Source organism: Streptomyces sp. NPDC001816 (assembly GCF_042892235.1).
Taxonomy (GTDB): domain Bacteria; phylum Actinomycetota; class Actinomycetes; order Streptomycetales; family Streptomycetaceae; genus Streptomyces.
This window is the reverse complement of the sequence record NZ_JBIATY010000003.1, coordinates 34,324-50,872: the sequence shown is the minus strand read 5'-3', so window position 1 is coordinate 50,872 and position 16,549 is coordinate 34,324. Positions and strand designations below refer to the sequence as shown.

Sequence of the window (16,549 nt, the reverse complement as noted above, 5' to 3'; positions counted from 1 at the left end):
CACCCCGGCCGATGGAGACACCTTGACCATACGCATCACCCCGCTGACCGACCCCGACGCCGGACTGTCCTCCCGCCGTCTGGCGTGGCTGGCCTCCGACGCCGACTCGGTCCCCGTCGGATCGGCGTTCCTGCGCCTCTACACCAGGGCCGGGCAGGAGCATCTCGCCGAACTGGAGCTGCAGGTCCACCCGGCCGAGCGGCGCAAGGGCGCCGGCACCCGGCTCCTGGAGGCGGCCGTGGCCGCCGCACGCGAGGACGGCCGGCGCTGCGTCATCACCCAGGCCGAGGCCGGCTCTCCCGGTGACGGGTTCCTGCCGGCCCGGGGCTTCCACCGGGTCCTGACCCTGGTCTTCACCCGGCTCCCGCTGGCCGAGGCGGACGTCACGGCTCTCACCGGGATCATCGAGGAGCCGCATCCCGGCTACCGGCTGACCTCCTGGGAGGGCACGGTCCCCGACGACCTCGCCGAGACGTATGTCGAGTCGCGTCACGCCATGGACGACATGCCGATGGGCAGCACCGACTTCGGCACGGTGACCTGGGACCTGGAACGGGTCAGAGCCGCCGCCGCGGCCGTCGAGAAGCGGGGCGACCTGCTGCACACCGTCGCCGCCGTCGACGAGTCGGACGGCTCGATCGCCGGGTTCACCGAACTGGTGGTCCCGGGTGACGGCAAGGGCGACGGCCAGCACTACGGCACCGGTGTCCTCCCCCGGCACCGCGGGCGCGACCTCGGCCGCTGGATGAAGGCCGCCTCCATCCGGCACGCCCGGGAACGGCACCCGGATCTCGGCGGCCTGCTGACCGACACCGCCGACAACAACCCGTACATGATGCGCATCAACGACGCGCTCGGCTACGCGCCGACCCACACGAGGTTCGAGTACCAGCTCGACCTCTGACGTCTGGCTTACCGCGACTAGAACTGGTATCAGTTCTGAAACAGCGTCAGAAACAGGCGGTGCGGCGGGAGGCAGTCGGCCATGACCGAGCTCGTGGAACACGGACAGCTGTTCATCGGCGGGGAGTTGACCGACCCGCTGGGCGGGGACGTCATCGAGGTGATCTCGCCGCACACCGAGGAGGTCATCGGCCGGGTGCCGCACGCCTCCAAGGGAGACGTCGACCGGGCGGTGGCCGTCGCGCGCCGCGCCTTCGACGAAGGCCCCTGGCCACGCGCCACATTGGCCGAGCGGATCGAGGTCGTCACCCGGATCAAGGACGGCATCCTCGCCCGGCACGAGGAGATCGCCCGCGTGATCTCCTCGGAGAACGGCTCCCCGTACTCCTGGAGCGTGCTCGCCCAGGCGCTCGGCGCGATGATGGTGTGGGACTCGGCGATCAAGGTCGCGCAGAACTTCCCGTACGAGGAGCGCCGCGACGGCGTCCTCGGCCCGATCCTCGTGACGCGCGAACCGGTCGGCGTGGTCGCGGCCGTCGTCCCGTGGAACGTGCCGCAGTTCGTCGCCGCCGCCAAGCTCGCGCCCGCGCTGCTGACCGGCTGCACGGTCGTGCTCAAGCCGTCCCCGGAGTCGCCGCTGGACGCGTACCTCCTCGGCGAGATCGCGCGCGAGGCCGGGCTGCCCGAGGGCGTCCTGTCCATCCTCCCCGCCGACCGCGAGGTCAGCGAGTACCTGGTCGGGCACCCCGGCGTCGACAAGGTCTCCTTCACCGGCTCGGTCGCGGCCGGCAAGCGGGTGATGGAGGTGGCCGCCCGCAACCTCACCCGGGTCACCCTGGAGCTGGGCGGCAAGTCGGCGGCGGTCGTCCTCCCGGACGCGGACGTCCAGGCGGCGGTGTCGGGCATCGTCCCGGCGGCCTGGATGAACAACGGGCAGGCGTGTGTCGCCCAGACCCGCATCCTCGTCCCGCGTACCCGCTACGACGAGTTCGCCGACGCCTTCGCGCAGGCGGCGAACGCCCTGAAGGTCGGCGACCCGCTGGACCCGGCCACCCAGGTCGGCCCCCTGGTCGCCCGGCGCCAGCAGCAGCGCAACCTCGACTACATCCGCATCGGCCAGGAGGAGGGCGCCAAGATCCTCACCGGCGGCGGCCGCCCGGCCGGACTCGACCGCGGCTGGTACGTCGAGCCGACCCTCTTCGGCGACGTGGACAACTCCATGCGCATCGCCCGCGAGGAGATCTTCGGCCCGGTGATCTGCCTTCTCCCCTACGGCGACGAGCAGGAGGCCGTGAAGATCGCCAACGACTCGGACTACGGCCTGTCCGGCAGCGTGTGGACGGCCGACGTCGAGCACGGCATCGAGGTCGCCCGGCAGGTCCGCACCGGCACCTACTCCGTGAACACCTTCAGCCTGGACATGCTCGGCCCGTTCGGCGGCTACAAGAACTCGGGCCTGGGGCGGGAGTTCGGCCCCGAGGGCTACGGCGAGTACCTGGAACACAAGATGATCCACCTCCCGGCGGGGGCATAGCTCATGGGCGACCGCTGGCACGTCGAGGTCGACCGGTCCGTGTGCATCGGCTCGGCCCAGTGCCTCCACCACGCCCCGGACGGCTTCCGCCTCGACTCCGCCCGCCAGTCCCACCCCGTCGAACCGGACACCGACGCGAGCGAACAGGTCCTGGCGGCCGCCGAGAGCTGCCCCGTGGAGGCCATCATGATCACGCTGGTGGGCAGCGCGGAGCCGGTGTTCCCACCCGAGGACTAGAGGGCGTCGGAGCCGCGGGGTACGCTCCTGCGGTTCCGAAGATCCTCGTACCGACCAGGGTGGGAAAGCGTGCGCAAGTCCGAGGCCAAGCGGCTGATCGACGAGGCCTACGAGGCGTGGAACGCCGAGGAGTGGCTCACCGCGGCCGGCCTGCTGGAGCAGGTCCTCGCGCACTACCCGGACGAGAAGCGCAGCGCGGTGTGGTGGTACGACGCCGCGCTCGCCCACAAGTTCCTGCGCAACTGGGCGAAGGCGTACGAGCTGGGCCGCGAGGCCGCCGCCCGCGCCCCGCGCGGCGAGGGCGACCCGGCGTACTGGAACCTCGGCATCGCCGCCACCATCCAGCGCGACTGGGCCACCGCCCGCGCGGCCTGGACCGGCTTCGGCATCGAACTCCCGGACGGCGAGGGCGAGATCCGTGGCCGCTTCGGCCCTGCCTGTGTCCGCCTGGACACCGGCGGCGAACGGGAGGTCGTCTGGATCGACCGCCTCTGCCCGACCCGCGGCCGGGTCATGAACGTGCCCGTGACCGGCGGCCGCCGCTTCGGCGAGATCGTCGTCCACGACGGCGAACCCAAGGGCCACCGGGTCGTCGACGGCCACGAGTTCCCCGTCTTCGACGAACTCCTCCTCTTCGAGGCCTCCGACCTGCCGACGCTGACGGTGACCGTGAACGCGGGCGCAGCTGCCGACCTGGACGCCCTGATCACCCTGTTCGTGGAGCAGAACTACGGCGCCGAACCGGCGAGCAGCCTGAACGTCCTGTGCGCCTGCTGCAGCGAGGGCACCCACGAACAGGAGCGCACGGTCCACGCGGGAGCACAGAGCGTGTCCCTGGCCGCCCCCGAACCGGAAGCCCGCCGCCTGCTCGACCAGTGGGCCGGTGAGGCGCTGCCGGGGCGGAGCTGGAGCGGGCTGGAGCCGGTCGCGTAGGCGTAACCGCAGGTCGGCGCCGTGGTGAAAAATAACCCCATTTGTCGGGTTCCTTGAGGCGCTGCCGGGGTATCCTAATAAGTGCCTACGAGGCGAGTGAGGGAGTCCCACCGGAGTAGCCGACTTTGGCGAGACGCGCAAGCATCCGCCGGGGCCGACAGCGACGGTAGGGCTGAGAGGCCGAAAAGCAGCAGTCAGGCTGGACGGCGACCCCCATCACCTGATCCGGACCATGCCGGCGAAGGGAACCCGTCTCGTAGGTTCTTGCATGTCCAGGGGCAGGCAGAAGGTGATGTTGGGCCGTCGGGGAGTCGTCCGACAGGCCACTTCAACGCCGCCTGGCGACGAAGTAATCGTCGATGTCCGCGATCTCGTCCTGGCTCAGCACCGGGGGTTCGCCGTTTCTTTCGTGTACGCGCTGGATGAAATCCCGCCCGGGTGACACCCCGTAGACCTCTACATACTGTGCGGCGTCGCCACGCCAGTAGAATTCACCGTCGGTAAAGATCCCGCTTCCCCCGGGCGTGGCGAACTGTGCTTCCACGATGTCGGTCGTGTGCTCCATGAGGGCGAGGACGACACTGCCTCGCTTCATGTACGAGGCGATGAGGGGCCGCTCGTCGGGCGCCAGTGCGTCAGCCTGCTCAAGCTTGGCTCTCCGCCGGGCGTAGGTCTTCTGCCCTTCGAGAAGGCTCAGAATCCCCAGCGATCGGACCGGCTTCACGGATGTTTCTCCGGCGATCCCGGCTCCGTCAGGTCGATCAACCGGCACACCGTCTCGATGTCGATCTTCACCTGGGCGATGGAGGCGCGGCCCGAGAGCCAGGTGATCAGGGCCGAGTGCCAGGTGTGCTCGATGACGCGGACTGCGGAGAGCTGCTCGGGGGTCGGGTGGTCCAGGCCCACCGCGTCCAGGATGATCGCCGTGGTCTGCCGGGAGACCTGGTCGACCTCGGGGGAGACGCTGCGGTCGGCGAAGGTCAGGGCGCGGACCATCGCGTCGGCCAGGTGGGGCTCGCGCTGCAGTGCGCGGAAGGCCCGCATCAGGGTCTCCGCGACCCGCTCGGCCGCCGTGTCGCCCGCCGGCGGCTTCTTGCGCAGCGCCCCGTGCATGTGCTCCAGCTGGTCCTGCATGGTCGCGACCAGCAGATGCACCTTGGACGGGAAGTAGCGGTACAGCGTGCCGAGGGCCACCTGTGAGGACTCGGCGACCTCGCGCATCTGCACGGCGTCGAAACCGCCCCGGCTGGCCAGCTGCGCGCTCGCGTGCAGGATCCGGCGGCGGCGGGCCTCCTGCCGCTCGGTCAGCGGCGCCGAAGGGGGCCGGACGCTACTGGCTTCCAGCTTGGATTCCGCAGGCATGGGTCCCGTTCCGTGACAGTCGGTGAGGGCGTCTGTTGGGGCTTGTGATCATCCTGCACGGAGGGGGTCCCCGTCGTGGCGTGAATCACCTGATCCACTGCTCACAGGGCCCCTACCTGCCGGTAGATTCAGAGCCTCTTGAACGATCAAGTCTGAAACTTGTTCTAGATTAGCGTCCCGTCGTAGTCTCGCGGGACAGTGCAGGGAGAAGGGGGTCCAGAGTGACCGCTGAGGCCAGGGAGGCCGGGTCCCCGAAGGACCTTGCAGCCGACGGCGAGCGACCGCTCAACATCGCGCTTCTCACCTATAAAGGGAACCCGTTCTGCGGCGGCCAGGGCGTCTACGTACGACACCTCTCCCGCGAGCTGGCCCGCCTCGGCCACCGGGTGGAGGTCATCGGCTCACAGCCCTACCCCGTACTCGACGAGGGGTATCCCCAGCTCACCCTGACCGAGCTGCCCAGCCTCGACCTCTACCGCCAGCCCGACCCCTTCCGCACCCCGGGGCGGGACGAGTACCGGGACTGGGTCGACGCCCTGGAAGTGGCGACGATGTGGACCGGTGGCTTTCCCGAGCCGCTGACCTTCTCCCTGCGCGCCCGCCGCCATCTGCGTGCCCGGCGCGGCGAGTTCGACGTCGTCCACGACAACCAGACGCTCGGGTACGGGCTGCTGGGGGACGTCGGCGCCCCCCTGGTCACCACCATCCACCACCCCATCACCGTCGACCGGCAGCTGGAGCTGGACGCGGCCGAGGGCTGGCAGCGCCGCTACTCGGTGCGCCGGTGGTACGCCTTCACCCGCATGCAGAAGCGCGTCGCCCGCCGCCTGCCCTCCGTACTCACCGTCTCCGGCACCTCCCGCCAGGAGATCGTCGACCACCTCGGCGTCCGGGACGACCGCATCCACGTCGTCCACATCGGCGCCGACACCGACCTGTTCGCGCCGAATCCGGCCGTGGCCGAGGTGCCCGGCCGGATCGTCACCACCTCCAGCGCGGACGTGCCTCTCAAGGGCCTGGTCTTCCTCGTCGAGGCTCTCGCGAAGGTGCGCACCGAGCACCCGGCCGCCCACCTGGTCGTCGTCGGCAAGCGCCCCACGGAGGGCCCGGTCGCCCAGGCCATCGAGCGCTACGGCCTCGAAGGCGCCGTCGACTTCGTCAAGGGCATCTCCGACGCCGAACTCGTCGACCTGATCCGCTCGGCCGAGGTCGCCTGCGTGCCCTCGCTCTACGAGGGCTTCTCGTTGCCCGCCGCCGAGGCCATGGCCACCGGCACCCCGCTGGTCGCCACCACCGGCGGCGCGATCCCCGAGGTCGCCGGACGCGACGGCGAGACCTGCCTGGCCGTACCGCCCGGCGACGCGGGGGCGCTGGCCGCTGGGCTCGGCCGGCTGCTGGGGGACCCGCAGCTGCGGGTGCGGCTCGGCGCGGCGGGCCGCGAGCGAGTGCTGGAGCGGTTCACCTGGGCCCGCGCCGCCGAGGGAACGGTGTCCCGGTACCGCGAGGCCATCGCCGGCTCCGCGAGCACGGCACCCGGCCGCTCCGCGGCAGGCGTCCACCGCTCCGCGGTCGCAGAACCCGGCCGCTCCGCGACCGCAGCGAGTGCTGCCCCGGCAGCCGCCACGACCGCAGCCGCCACGACCGACACCGGCATCTCTTCCGAAAGCAGGGCCACGTGCTGACCGTCGACTTCTCCCGGTTCCCGCTCGCCCCGGGCGACCGTGTCCTGGACCTCGGCTGCGGGGCCGGCCGGCACGCCTTCGAGTGCTACCGGCGCGGCGCGCACGTCGTGGCCCTCGACCAGAACAGCGAGGAGATCCGCGAGGTCGCCAAGTGGTTCGCGGCGATGAAGGAGGCCGGCGAGGCCCCCGCCGGCGCCACCGCCACCGCCATGGAGGGCGACGCGCTGGCGCTGCCCTTCCCGGACGAGTCCTTCGACGTCGTCATCATCTCCGAGGTGATGGAGCACATCCCCGACGACAAGGGGGTGCTGGCGGAGATGGTGCGCGTGCTCAAGCCGGGCGGGCGGATCGCCATCACCGTGCCCCGCTACGGGCCCGAGAAGGTCTGCTGGACGCTGTCCGACGCCTACCACGAGGTCGAGGGCGGACACATCCGCATCTACAAGGCCGACGAACTGCTCGCCAAGATCCGCGAGGCGGGCCTCAGGCCGTACGGCACCCACCACGCGCACGCCCTGCACTCGCCGTACTGGTGGCTGAAGTGCGCGTTCGGCGTGGACAACGACAAGGCGCTGCCGGTGCGGGCGTACCACAAGCTGCTGGTCTGGGACATCATGAAGAAGCCGCTCGCCACCCGGGTCGCCGAACAGGCGCTGAACCCGCTGATGGGCAAGAGCTTCGTGGCCTACGCGACCAAGCCGCACCTGCCCCGGCTCGCCGAGACCGAGAACGAGACCAAAACCAAGACCAAGACCAAGACCGAAGCCGAGGCGGCCGCCAAGTGACGACCCCCCGGACAGAACACCTCGTCCTGCCCGGGGTCCTCACCGCCGAGCAGGCCGCCGCGACCGTGCGCGGCATCCTCGCCGTACAGCGGGAGGACGGCGCGATCCCGTGGTTCCGCGGCCATCACCTCGACCCGTGGGACCACACCGAGGCCGCGATGGCCCTGGACGCGGCCGGCGAACACGAGGCCGCCGAGCGGGCGTACACCTGGCTCGCCACCCACCAGAACGAGGACGGCTCCTGGTACGCCGCCTACGCCGACGGCGCCCACGACGACGTCACCGACCGCGCCCGCGAGTCGAACTTCGTCGCCTACATAGCGGTCGGGGTCTGGCACCACTACCTGTCCACCGGCGACGACACCTTCCTGGACCGCATGTGGCCCACCGTCTACGCGGCCATGGAGTGGGTGCTGCGGCTGCAGCAGCCCGGCGGCCAGATCGGCTGGCGCCGCGACGACGACGGCACGCCCACCCCGGACGCGCTGCTCACCGGCAGCTCCTCCGTCCACCACGCCCTGCGCTGTGCCCTCGCCATCGCCGAACAGCGTGAGGAGCCACAGCCGGACTGGGAGTTGGCGGTGGGCGCCCTGCGCCACGCGATCCGCCTCCACCCCGAGCGCTTCCTCGACAAGGACCGCTACTCCATGGACTGGTACTACCCGGTCCTCGGCGGCGCCCTGACCGGAGCGGAGGCCAAGTCCCGCATCGAGGCGGACTGGGACCGCTTCGTCGTACCCGGTCTCGGCGTGCGCTGCGTGGTCCCCAACCCCTGGGTGACCGGCGGCGAGTCCAGCGAGCTGGCCCTGGCCCTGTGGGCGATGGGCGAGTCCGACCGCTCCCTGGAGATCCTCCAGTCCATCCAGCACCTGCGCGACGCGGAGAGCGGCCTGTACTGGACGGGCTACGTCTTCGACGACGACGCGATCTGGCCCCGCGAGCTGACCACCTGGACGGCGGGCTCCCTGCTGCTGGCCGTCGCCGCCCTGGGCGGCCACGACGCCACCTGCGCGGTCTTCGGAGGGGAACACCTGCCCACCGGCCTGGACCCCGACTGCTGCCGCTGAGGGATCCAGGCCGGTCCGGACCTAGTGCCGGTGGCGCATCATCCGGTTGGCGATGGCGTGGCCCACGAACAGGTAGACCACGGCGGCGATGCCGTAACCGACGACCACCTGGGCCCAGGCCTGGTCGAGGGTGAAGAGGTGGAGGGACCAGCCGGCCAGCCAGGTGGCGGCGTCATGCACGAACCGGACCAGGCTGTTGGCCCGGTTCGCATCCAGCAGGTACAGCAGAATCCACAGGCCGCAGATGAGAGCCATGGCGTCGGCGACGAACACGATGACCTTCCCGGCCGGATTCGCACCAGGGCGATACCGGAACATACCCTTCGGATTTCCGCTTCTCGGGCGGTGAAACCCCAGCGGGAACCCGGCCGGAGCCCCGGACGGCGTCGCACAAGTGGCGCACACCCGCCGTCCGGGTGAGGCTTCCGAAGGAAACACCCGCTCGGGGAGACACGTCCGGAGGACCTCGTGCCCGTACCGATACGGCGTCTCTGCGTGGCGCTCACCCTGTGCTGCGCCCTGCTCGCCGGTTCCACCGCCTGCGGCAGCAACGAGAAGACCACTACGAAGGACACCTCGCAGGTGGCCGGCCTCGACGCGGCCACGCCCAGTCCGAGCACGTCGGCCGAGCGCCAGAAGTTCGCCAAGGCCCGGTTCGTGGCGAACGCGGGTCTTGCGGCCGGCGCCGTCTACCAGTGGATCGTCAAGCCCTGGAAGGACGGCAAGTTCAAGAAGGGCGCCAAGGGCCGCAAGCTGACCCTGGTGAAGGCCGGCCTGGCCGGCGCCTTCGCCTACAACCGGCTCAAGGCGGCCCAGAAGAACGCCCAGGGCGATCCGCTGCTCTCCAAGGCCCTGGCACCGCTCACCGCGGGCATCGAGGGCCTGAAGAGCCTGCCGTCCAAGCTGCGCAGCGGCGACGAGGGCGCGGCCGGTGCCTTCGACGACATCATCAACAAGGTGAAGGACGCGGGCCAGAGCGCCGGCGCCCCCGTCAAGGAGCAGGTGCCGTCCGCCTCGCAGCTGAGCGGCGGCTAGGCGTTCAGCTCCGCCAGCACCCTGAGGGTGTGCGGGTCCGGTGACAGGGCCAGCAGGTCCGTCACCGGCCCCTTGCGCCACAACTCCAGGCGTTCCGCGACCCGTTCGCGCGGGCCGACCAGGGAGATCTCGTCGGCGAAGGCGTCCGGCACGGCCAGCACGGCCTCCTCACGGCGCCCGGCCAGGAACAGCTCCTGGATCCGCCGGGCCTCCTCCTCGTAGCCCATGCGCGCCATGAGGTCGGCGTGGAAGTTGCGGGCCGCGTGGCCCATCCCGCCGATGTAGAAGCCGAGCATGGCCTTCACCGGCAGCAGACCCTCGGCCACGTCGTCGCACACCTTCACCCGGGCCATCGGCGCCACCAGGAACCCCTCGGGCAGCTCCCGCACCACGTCCCCGTACACCTCGGGCCGGCACGGCGCCCAGTACAGCGGCAGCCAGCCGTGGGCGATCCGGGCCGTCTGCGCCACGTTCCTGGGGCCCTCCGCACCCAGCAGAACGGGCAGGTCGTTCCGCAGGGGATGGGTGATCGGCTTCAGCGGCCTGCCCAGTCCCGTGCCGTCCGGCCCCCGGTACGGCAGCGGATGGAAACGGCCGTCCGACTCCACCGGCCCCTCCCGCCGCAGCACTTGCCGTACGACGTCCACGTACTCACTGGTCGCGGTCAGCGGCGACTTCGGGAACGGGCGGCCGTACCAGCCCTCCACCACCTGCGGCCCCGACAGCCCCAACCCCAGCATCATCCGCCCCCCGGAGAGATGGTCCAGGGTGAGCGCGTGCATCGCGGTCGCGGTCGGCGACCGGGCCGCCATCTGGGCAACGGCCGTACCCAGCCTGATCGTCGAGGTCTGCGCGGCGATCCACGTCAACGGGGTGAAGGCGTCCGAGCCCCAGGACTCGGCCGTCCACACCGAGTGATAGCCGAGCCGTTCGGCTTCCTGCGCGAGGGGCACGTGGTCCGCGGAAGGGCCGCGGCCCCAGTAGCCGAGTGCGAGACCGAGCCGCATGCCTGCCTCCTGACGCTCCGTCAGTCGATGAGCGGGAGGCGACTGTACGGCAACGGCCCCCCACCCGGAAGGGCGAGGGGCCGTCGGCGATGGTACGGGTGGGACTCAGCCGCGCTGGATCCCGGAGGTGTCCTGCAGCACACCACGGCGGCCGTCCTGGGTCTGCGCGACCAGCGCGGCACCGCGCTGCTCGACCGCCAAGTACCAGGTGCCGGGCGCCAGTTCGGCGATCGGCGTCGGCGAACCGTCCTCGGCGAACAGCTGCCGGGCCACCGGCACGGCGAACCAGAACGGCGAGAAGTCCCCACCGGCGGCCGGCTGCGGCGCCGGGGCGGGGGCTGCCTGCGGGCCCGGCTGCCCGAACGGCTGGCCCGGCTGCGGCTGGGCACCGTACGGCTGCTGCGGCTGGGCGGCGCCCGGGTAGCCGTAACCACCGGGCGGCTGGGCGCCGTAGGGCTGCGGGGCGGCCGGCTTGGGAGCCGGGACCAGGCCCGCCTGCAGGGCCGGGACCAGCGGGGTGGCGATGGCGGCGGCGGCCATGACCAGGGTGGCGATGAGGGCGAGGATCAGGCCCGTGCCGGCGTCCGGACCACCATCGTTGGAGCCGCCGAAGTTGTTCAGGCCGCCGGCGGGGTCGATGACGTTGCCAAGGGCGCTCCATGCGGCGAACACCGCGAAGGCGGCACCGAACTGGCCGAGGTCCAGACCGGCGACCTTGCGCGGCTGCGGCAGGGCCCGGGCAACGACGACGAGCGCGGCTCCGATGATCCCCGCCAGGACGACGCTGAGCAGGACCGGTCCGCTTTCCCACAGATTCGGGAGATCGTAACCGTCCGGTACCCCGTCATTGGAGTAGTTGTCGAGGAACGACGCGATGAACAGCAACACCGCTGCTCCGATCACCACGCCGTCGCCTCTAGTGAGGGAGCGGATATTCACTTCAAAGGTCCTTCGTGAGTCGTCTCGTCGTCGGTAGACACTATCGTCCACAAGATCCCGCTGTCCGGCCGGTTCCGCCCGCCGGTCACGACTCGCGCAGGAAACTCACGATTCCCTCAGAGATCCCTTGCGCCGCCTTCTGCCGCCAGGCGCCGCTGGTCAGCAGTGCCGCGTCCTTGCTATCGCGCATGTTGCCGCACTCGATGAAGACCTTGGGAACCGTTGACAGATTGAGACCGCCCAGGTCCTCACGTGTGACGAGACCGGTACCTTTGCCGACGTAGTTGGAGGGCGGTTCACCGGTGACACGGAGGAAGTTGCCCGCGACGCGCTCGCCGAGGTCGCGTGAAGGACCGACGATCGGGCGGGTGTCGGCGGCTCCCGCGTGCACGGACGCCGGGAGGATGACGTGGAAGCCGCGGTCGCCCTCCGCGGAGCCGTCGGCGTGGATGGAGATGGCGGCGTCCGCGTGCGCCGTGTTGCCGATCCGGGCCCGCTCGTCGACGCAGGGCCCCCAGGGCGGGGTGTCGCCGTCGTGCGTCAACTTCACTGTGGCACCCTGCTGTTCCAGGATCGTGCGCAGCCGGTGGGCCACGTCCAGCGAGAACCGGGCTTCTGTGTAACCCGAGTTGGTGGACGTGCCGGTGGTGTCGCACTCCTTCTTGTTCGTGCCGATGTCCACCTGGCGGTTGATCTCGGCCGCGTGCGAGAAGTTGCCGGGGTTGTGGCCCGGGTCGATGACGACGACCTTGCCCTTGAGGGGGCCGTCGGCGGTCGACGTGTGCGACGGCGAGGGACTCTTCTGCTTGTCGTCGTCGGTGGCCGGCGCCGACCAGGGCTCGGCGGTGCTCGGCGAGGCAGCGGAGGTCTGCGGGCCCGCCGTGTCCGAGCCGGAGCCCGAACCCCCGGACCCACCTACCGCCTCGTACACCAGCCAGCCCAGCAGAGCACCGGGCACGAGCGCGGCGAGCGCGACGGTCAGCGGCCCTCGCCGGGGTCGGCGGGGCTGCGGGGGATCGAAGTCCGGGCCTACGTACGACACGCCTGCCACCCTAGCGGCCACACAGGTCCTTCACATGACCGAGTGGGCCGGGCGGGTGGCAGGACCGCCTCGGATGCCACGGACGGCTCAGAGACTACGGATCCCGGTCCGCCGCAGTACGCGCAACGATCCGGTCACCGAGACCTCCGTGAACGCGCCCGACTCCAGCGCGCGCAGATAGACGCGGTACGGCGCCTGGCCGGTGAACTCGTCCTCGGGGTGCGGGAAGACGTCGTGGATGAGGAGCAGGCCGCCCTCGGCGACGTGCGGTGCCCAGCCCTCGTAGTCGGCGGTGGCGTGCTCGTCGGTGTGGCCGCCGTCGACGAACACGAAGCCGAGCGGGGAGTTCCAGATCGCCGCGATCTGCGGCGAGCGGCCGACGAGCGCCACCACGTGCTCCTCCAGGCCCGCCTTGTGCAGGGTCCGGCGGAAGGTCGGCAGCGTGTCCATCAGACCGATCTCGGGGTCGACGGTCTCCGGGTCGTGGTAGTCCCAGCCCGGCTGCTGCTCCTCGCTGCCCCGGTGGTGGTCGACGGTGAGCGCGGTGACGCCGGCCTGCCGGGCCGCGTCCGCGAGCAGGACCGTCGAGCGGCCGCAGTACGTCCCGACCTCCAGCAGGGGCAGCCCCAGCCGGCCCGCCTCGACCGCGGCCGCGTACAGGGCGAGCCCCTCGTCCACGGGCATGAAGCCCTTCGCGGCCTCGAACGCGGCCAGGATCTCGGGCTTGGTTGCGGCGGGCATGGGGGGCCTTTCGGTCGTACGGCTGTCTGGCCGCCCATGCTGCCGCACCCCTGGTCGCATGACGACAGGGGGTGCGGACGGCGCCCCGAAAGGGGCGCGGGGCTGTGTCGATTTGCGGCTCCGCCGCGTGGGCGCGACAAGCCACGGCGGTGCCGCAGTCGCCGGACGACACACAGCGGCACCCCGGTGGAGCGCTAAGCGCTCACCGTCTCGCCCGGCAAGGCCAGATCCAGCTCGACCGCCCGCTCCTCACCGTGGTGCGTCGCGGACGACGCAAGCGGCCCATGCCCGGACGCCCTTGCGGCCAGCACATACGCACCCTCGGACGGCACCGCCAGGGCGTAGCTGCCGTCCGCCTCGGAGAGGGTCGCTCCCGCCTGGCGGCCCCGCCGGTCGATCAGGGTGACCTTGGCGCGGGCGACCGGGGTGCCCTCGGCGTCCAGGACCCGGCCGCGGAAGCCGCGCAGGACCTCCTCGGCGCGCTTCAGGTTCGCGTCCTCCTCGCTGCTCGCCCGCAGCTGCGGTGCGCGGTCCGGCTTCGGCAGGAAGAGGGCCAGCAGCAGGCCCACCGCCACCGCGGCCGTCGCGATCAGGAAGGAGACGTGGAAGCCGCGCATGGTCGGGATCTCCAGCCCGCCCACGTTGTGCGCCGTGTTGGCCAGCACCATGCCGATGACGGCGCTGGAGACGGACGTGCCGATGGACCGCATCAGGGTGTTCAGGCCGTTGGCCGCGCCGGTCTCCGAGGCCGGGACCGCGCCGACGATCAGCGCGGGGAGGGAGGAGTAGGCCAGACCGATGCCCGCGCCCAGGACCACGGACGTGACGATCGTCTGCCAGGCCGCGTCCATCAGGCCGAGGCCGCCGCCGTAGCCGACGGCGATGATCAGCAGGCCGATGATCAGGGTGACCTTGGGGCCGAAGCGGGCGGACAGCCGGGCGTACACCGGCGCCGTGAACATCATCGTCAGGCCCAGCGGGGCCACGCACAGGCCCGCGACGACCATGGACTGGCCGAGGCCGTAGCCGGTCGCCTTCGGCAGCTGGAGCAGCTGGGGCAGGACGAGCGAGACGACGTAGAAGCTGACGCCGACCATGATCGAGGCCAGGTTGGTGAGCAGCACCTCGCGGCGGGCGGTGGTGCGCAGGTCGACCAGGGGCGCCTGGACGCGCAGCTCGTACAGGCCCCACAGGACGAGTACGACGACGGACGCGGCGAACAGGCCGAGCGTCGTGCCGGAGGACCAGCCCCAGTCGCTGCCCTTGGTGATGGGCAGCAGGAGCAGTACCAGGCCGGTCGACAGGCCTGCCGCGCCGAGCAGGTCGAAGGAGCCCTCGGCGCGCATCGGGGACTCCGGTACGACGAGGAGGGTCACGACGATGGAGAGGGCGCCGAGGCCGGCGGCGCCGTAGAACAGCGCGTGCCAGTTCATGTGCTGGGCGACCAGGGCCGCGGCGGGCAGCGCGAGGCCGCCGCCCACGCCGATCGAGGAACTCATCAGGGCCATGGCCGAGCCGAGCTTCTCGCGCGGCAGCATGTCCCGCATCAGGCCGATGCCGAGCGGGATCGCGCCCATGGCGAAGCCCTGCAGGGTGCGGCCCGCGATCATGGTGAGCAGCTGGCTGGTGAGCGCGCTGACCAGGGCGCCGACCACCATCACGGCGAGGCTGAGGATCAGCATGCGCCGCTTGCCGTAGAGGTCGCCGAGCCGGCCCATGATCGGGGTGGCCACGGCGCCGGACAGCAGGGTCGAGGTGAGGACCCAGGTGGCATTGCTGGGGGCGGTGTCCAGCAGCAGCGGCAGGTCCTTGATGACCGGTACCAGCAGCGTCTGCATCACCGCGACCACGATGCCCGCGAAGGCGAGCACCGGGACCACGGCTCCGCCGGCCCTCCGGTGGGGCTGGTCGGTCGTCGTGTGCGTCATTGAGTGAGGCCTCCCGCCTGACATGAGTGGTGGGTAAACCTCGTATGCACAGGCAACTATTCCGTTGCTTCGGGCCCCTAATGAATCCTTGACCGGCTCATGGGTTTCTGAACTGCCGTCAGGCTCTGGTGTGTTGATGGAACACGTTCTAGTCTGGCGCGCCATGAAGGCCTATGTCGCCGGGGTCGGGATGACCCGCTTCGAGAAGCCCGAGACCCGGGAATGGCAGTACTGGGACATGGTGCGGGAGGCAGGGGGCGCGGCGCTCGCCGACGCCGGGGTCGCGTACACCGATGTGGAACAGGTTCCCGTCGGCTACTGCTTCCAGCCCTCGACCGCCGGCCAGCGCGCCGCCTACGAACTCGGCCTGACCGGGGTCCCCGTCTACAACGTCAACAACAACTGCGCGACCGGCGCCACCGCACTGATGCTGGCCCGCCAGCTGGTCGAGGGCGGTGCCTGCGACTGCGTGCTGGCGCTGGGCTTCGAGAAGATGAAGAAGGGGGCGCTCGGGGGAGGGACCGACGGAGGAGACTTCTCCACGTCACCCGTCGCCCGGCACTACGGGATCATGGCCGCCCGGCACGGCTTCGAGATGACCCCGCCGACCGCGCAGATCTTCGGTGACGCGGCCCGCGAGCACATGGAGCGGTACGGCACCACCGACGCCCAGCTCGCCGCGGTCGCCGCCAAGAACCACCGCCACTCCGCACACAACCCCTACGCCCAGTTCCGGGACGTGTACGAGGTGGCCGACATCCTTGCCGCACGCATGGTGCACCGGCCGCTGACCAAGCTGCAGTGCTCGCCGACCTCGGACGGCGCGGCGGCGGCCGTGGTGGTGTCGGAGCGGTTCGCCGAGGAGCGCTCGCTGACCGGCCTCGTCGAGATCGCCGGGCAGGCCATGACCACCGACACCGAGGAGTCGTTCGCGTCCGGCTCGTGCATCGACGCCGTCGGACAGCCCATGTCCCGCGAGGCGGCACGGCAGGCGTACGAGCGGGCCGGGCTCGGCATCGAGGACGTGGACGTCGTGGAGCTGCACGACTGCTTCTCCGTCAACGAACTGCTGACGTACGAGGCGCTCGGCATGTGCCCGGTGGGCGAGTCCGGCAAGCTCGTGGAGTCGGGGGCGACGACGTACGGCGGCCGCTGGGTGGTGAACCCCTCCGGCGGGCTGATCTCCAAGGGACACCCGCTGGGCGCGACCGGCCTCGCCCAGGCCGCCGAACTGGTCTGGCAGCTGCGCGGCCAGGCGGGGGAGCGGCAGGTGCCCGGAGCCCGGGTGGGCCTCGCCCACAACATCGGGCTGGGCGGGGCGGCGGTGGTCACCGTGCTGCGGGCGGGGTAGGCC

17 protein-coding genes and 1 riboswitch are annotated in these 16,549 nt (G+C 71.1%); of the genes, 9 read left to right on the top strand and 8 right to left on the bottom strand.

Annotated features, from left to right (window positions below; translation table 11 throughout):
* Positions 1–22 precede the first annotated feature (22 nt).
* From ACFYZZ_RS11225 to ACFYZZ_RS11210, 4 genes are all read left to right on the top strand, one after another.
* Positions 23–904: a GNAT family N-acetyltransferase gene (locus tag ACFYZZ_RS11225; protein ID WP_389173847.1), complete on the top strand. Its 882-nt coding sequence runs from the start codon at positions 23–25 to the stop codon at positions 902–904.
* An 81-nt stretch (positions 905–985) separates the two neighbouring features.
* On the top strand, positions 986–2,437 hold the full coding sequence (locus tag ACFYZZ_RS11220) for an aldehyde dehydrogenase (protein WP_389173844.1): 1,452 nt from the start codon (positions 986–988) through the stop codon (positions 2,435–2,437).
* A 3-nt stretch (positions 2,438–2,440) separates the two neighbouring features.
* The gene (locus ACFYZZ_RS11215; protein ID WP_386572275.1) at positions 2,441–2,674 is read left to right on the top strand and encodes a ferredoxin; all 234 of its coding nucleotides are present in this window, start codon (positions 2,441–2,443) and stop codon (positions 2,672–2,674) included.
* Positions 2,675–2,743: 69 nt separating this feature from the next.
* The gene (locus tag ACFYZZ_RS11210; RefSeq protein WP_389173841.1) at positions 2,744–3,607 is read left to right on the top strand and encodes a tetratricopeptide repeat protein; all 864 of its coding nucleotides are present in this window, start codon (positions 2,744–2,746) and stop codon (positions 3,605–3,607) included.
* Positions 3,608–3,695: 88 nt separating this feature from the next.
* A riboswitch (TPP riboswitch) is annotated at positions 3,696–3,871 on the top strand.
* A 64-nt stretch (positions 3,872–3,935) separates the two neighbouring features.
* Here the strand turns inward: ACFYZZ_RS11210 and ACFYZZ_RS11205 are convergent.
* The gene (locus ACFYZZ_RS11205; RefSeq protein ID WP_389173839.1) at positions 3,936–4,331 is read right to left on the bottom strand and encodes a hypothetical protein; all 396 of its coding nucleotides are present in this window, start codon (positions 4,329–4,331) and stop codon (positions 3,936–3,938) included.
* Positions 4,328–4,969: a TetR family transcriptional regulator gene (locus tag ACFYZZ_RS11200; protein WP_386572280.1), complete on the bottom strand. Its 642-nt coding sequence runs from the start codon at positions 4,967–4,969 to the stop codon at positions 4,328–4,330. Before ACFYZZ_RS11200 ends, ACFYZZ_RS11205 begins: the two co-directional genes overlap by 4 nt.
* Before the next feature lie 221 nt (positions 4,970–5,190).
* Between ACFYZZ_RS11200 and ACFYZZ_RS11195 the strand changes: the two genes are divergently transcribed.
* Genes ACFYZZ_RS11195 through ACFYZZ_RS11185 form a run of 3 tightly spaced genes read left to right on the top strand, consistent with a single transcriptional unit; the run spans position 5,191 to position 8,503 of the window.
* Positions 5,191–6,651, top strand: coding sequence for a glycosyltransferase family 4 protein (locus tag ACFYZZ_RS11195; RefSeq protein WP_389173836.1), 1,461 nt, complete (start codon positions 5,191–5,193; stop codon positions 6,649–6,651).
* Positions 6,645–7,436 (top strand): class I SAM-dependent methyltransferase, encoded by a 792-nt coding sequence (locus ACFYZZ_RS11190; protein ID WP_389173833.1) that lies wholly within the window; start codon positions 6,645–6,647, stop codon positions 7,434–7,436. The genes ACFYZZ_RS11195 and ACFYZZ_RS11190 overlap by 7 nt, the downstream gene beginning before the upstream one ends.
* Positions 7,433–8,503, top strand: a complete 1,071-nt coding sequence (locus tag ACFYZZ_RS11185; protein ID WP_389173830.1) for a prenyltransferase — start codon at positions 7,433–7,435, stop codon at positions 8,501–8,503. The genes ACFYZZ_RS11190 and ACFYZZ_RS11185 overlap by 4 nt, the downstream gene beginning before the upstream one ends.
* Positions 8,504–8,524: 21 nt before the next feature.
* Here the strand turns inward: ACFYZZ_RS11185 and ACFYZZ_RS11180 are convergent, their stop codons facing one another.
* Positions 8,525–8,821, bottom strand: a complete 297-nt coding sequence (locus ACFYZZ_RS11180) for a hypothetical protein (RefSeq protein ID WP_389173827.1) — start codon at positions 8,819–8,821, stop codon at positions 8,525–8,527.
* Positions 8,822–8,971: 150 nt separating this feature from the next.
* On the opposite strand from ACFYZZ_RS11180, the gene ACFYZZ_RS11175 reads away from it, so the two are divergent.
* Positions 8,972–9,538: a hypothetical protein gene (locus ACFYZZ_RS11175; protein WP_389173824.1), complete on the top strand. Its 567-nt coding sequence runs from the start codon at positions 8,972–8,974 to the stop codon at positions 9,536–9,538.
* On the opposite strand, the gene ACFYZZ_RS11170 is transcribed toward ACFYZZ_RS11175, so the two are convergent.
* The 5 genes from ACFYZZ_RS11170 to ACFYZZ_RS11150 all read right to left on the bottom strand — a co-directional run bounded on the left by ACFYZZ_RS11170 (position 9,535) and on the right by ACFYZZ_RS11150 (position 15,195).
* The gene (locus ACFYZZ_RS11170) at positions 9,535–10,545 is read right to left on the bottom strand and encodes an LLM class F420-dependent oxidoreductase (protein WP_389173821.1); all 1,011 of its coding nucleotides are present in this window, start codon (positions 10,543–10,545) and stop codon (positions 9,535–9,537) included. The genes ACFYZZ_RS11175 and ACFYZZ_RS11170 overlap by 4 nt on opposite strands.
* Before the next feature lie 105 nt (positions 10,546–10,650).
* Positions 10,651–11,484: a DUF5336 domain-containing protein gene (locus ACFYZZ_RS11165; protein ID WP_389173818.1), complete on the bottom strand. Its 834-nt coding sequence runs from the start codon at positions 11,482–11,484 to the stop codon at positions 10,651–10,653.
* 85 nt (positions 11,485–11,569) lie between these two features.
* On the bottom strand, positions 11,570–12,526 hold the full coding sequence (locus ACFYZZ_RS11160; protein WP_389173817.1) for an N-acetylmuramoyl-L-alanine amidase: 957 nt from the start codon (positions 12,524–12,526) through the stop codon (positions 11,570–11,572).
* Positions 12,527–12,613: 87 nt separating this feature from the next.
* On the bottom strand, positions 12,614–13,267 hold the full coding sequence (locus ACFYZZ_RS11155; RefSeq protein WP_389173814.1) for a class I SAM-dependent methyltransferase: 654 nt from the start codon (positions 13,265–13,267) through the stop codon (positions 12,614–12,616).
* Positions 13,268–13,461: 194 nt separating this feature from the next.
* Positions 13,462–15,195 carry an MFS transporter gene (locus tag ACFYZZ_RS11150; protein WP_389173811.1) on the bottom strand — a complete coding sequence of 578 codons (1,734 nt, stop codon included), beginning with the start codon at positions 15,193–15,195 and terminating at the stop codon, positions 13,462–13,464.
* Between the two features lie 163 nt (positions 15,196–15,358).
* On the opposite strand from ACFYZZ_RS11150, the gene ACFYZZ_RS11145 reads away from it, so the two are divergent.
* Complete coding sequence (locus ACFYZZ_RS11145; protein ID WP_389175712.1) at positions 15,359–16,546, top strand: beta-ketoacyl synthase N-terminal-like domain-containing protein; 1,188 nt, start codon at positions 15,359–15,361, stop codon at positions 16,544–16,546.
* Positions 16,547–16,549: the final 3 nt, after the last annotated feature.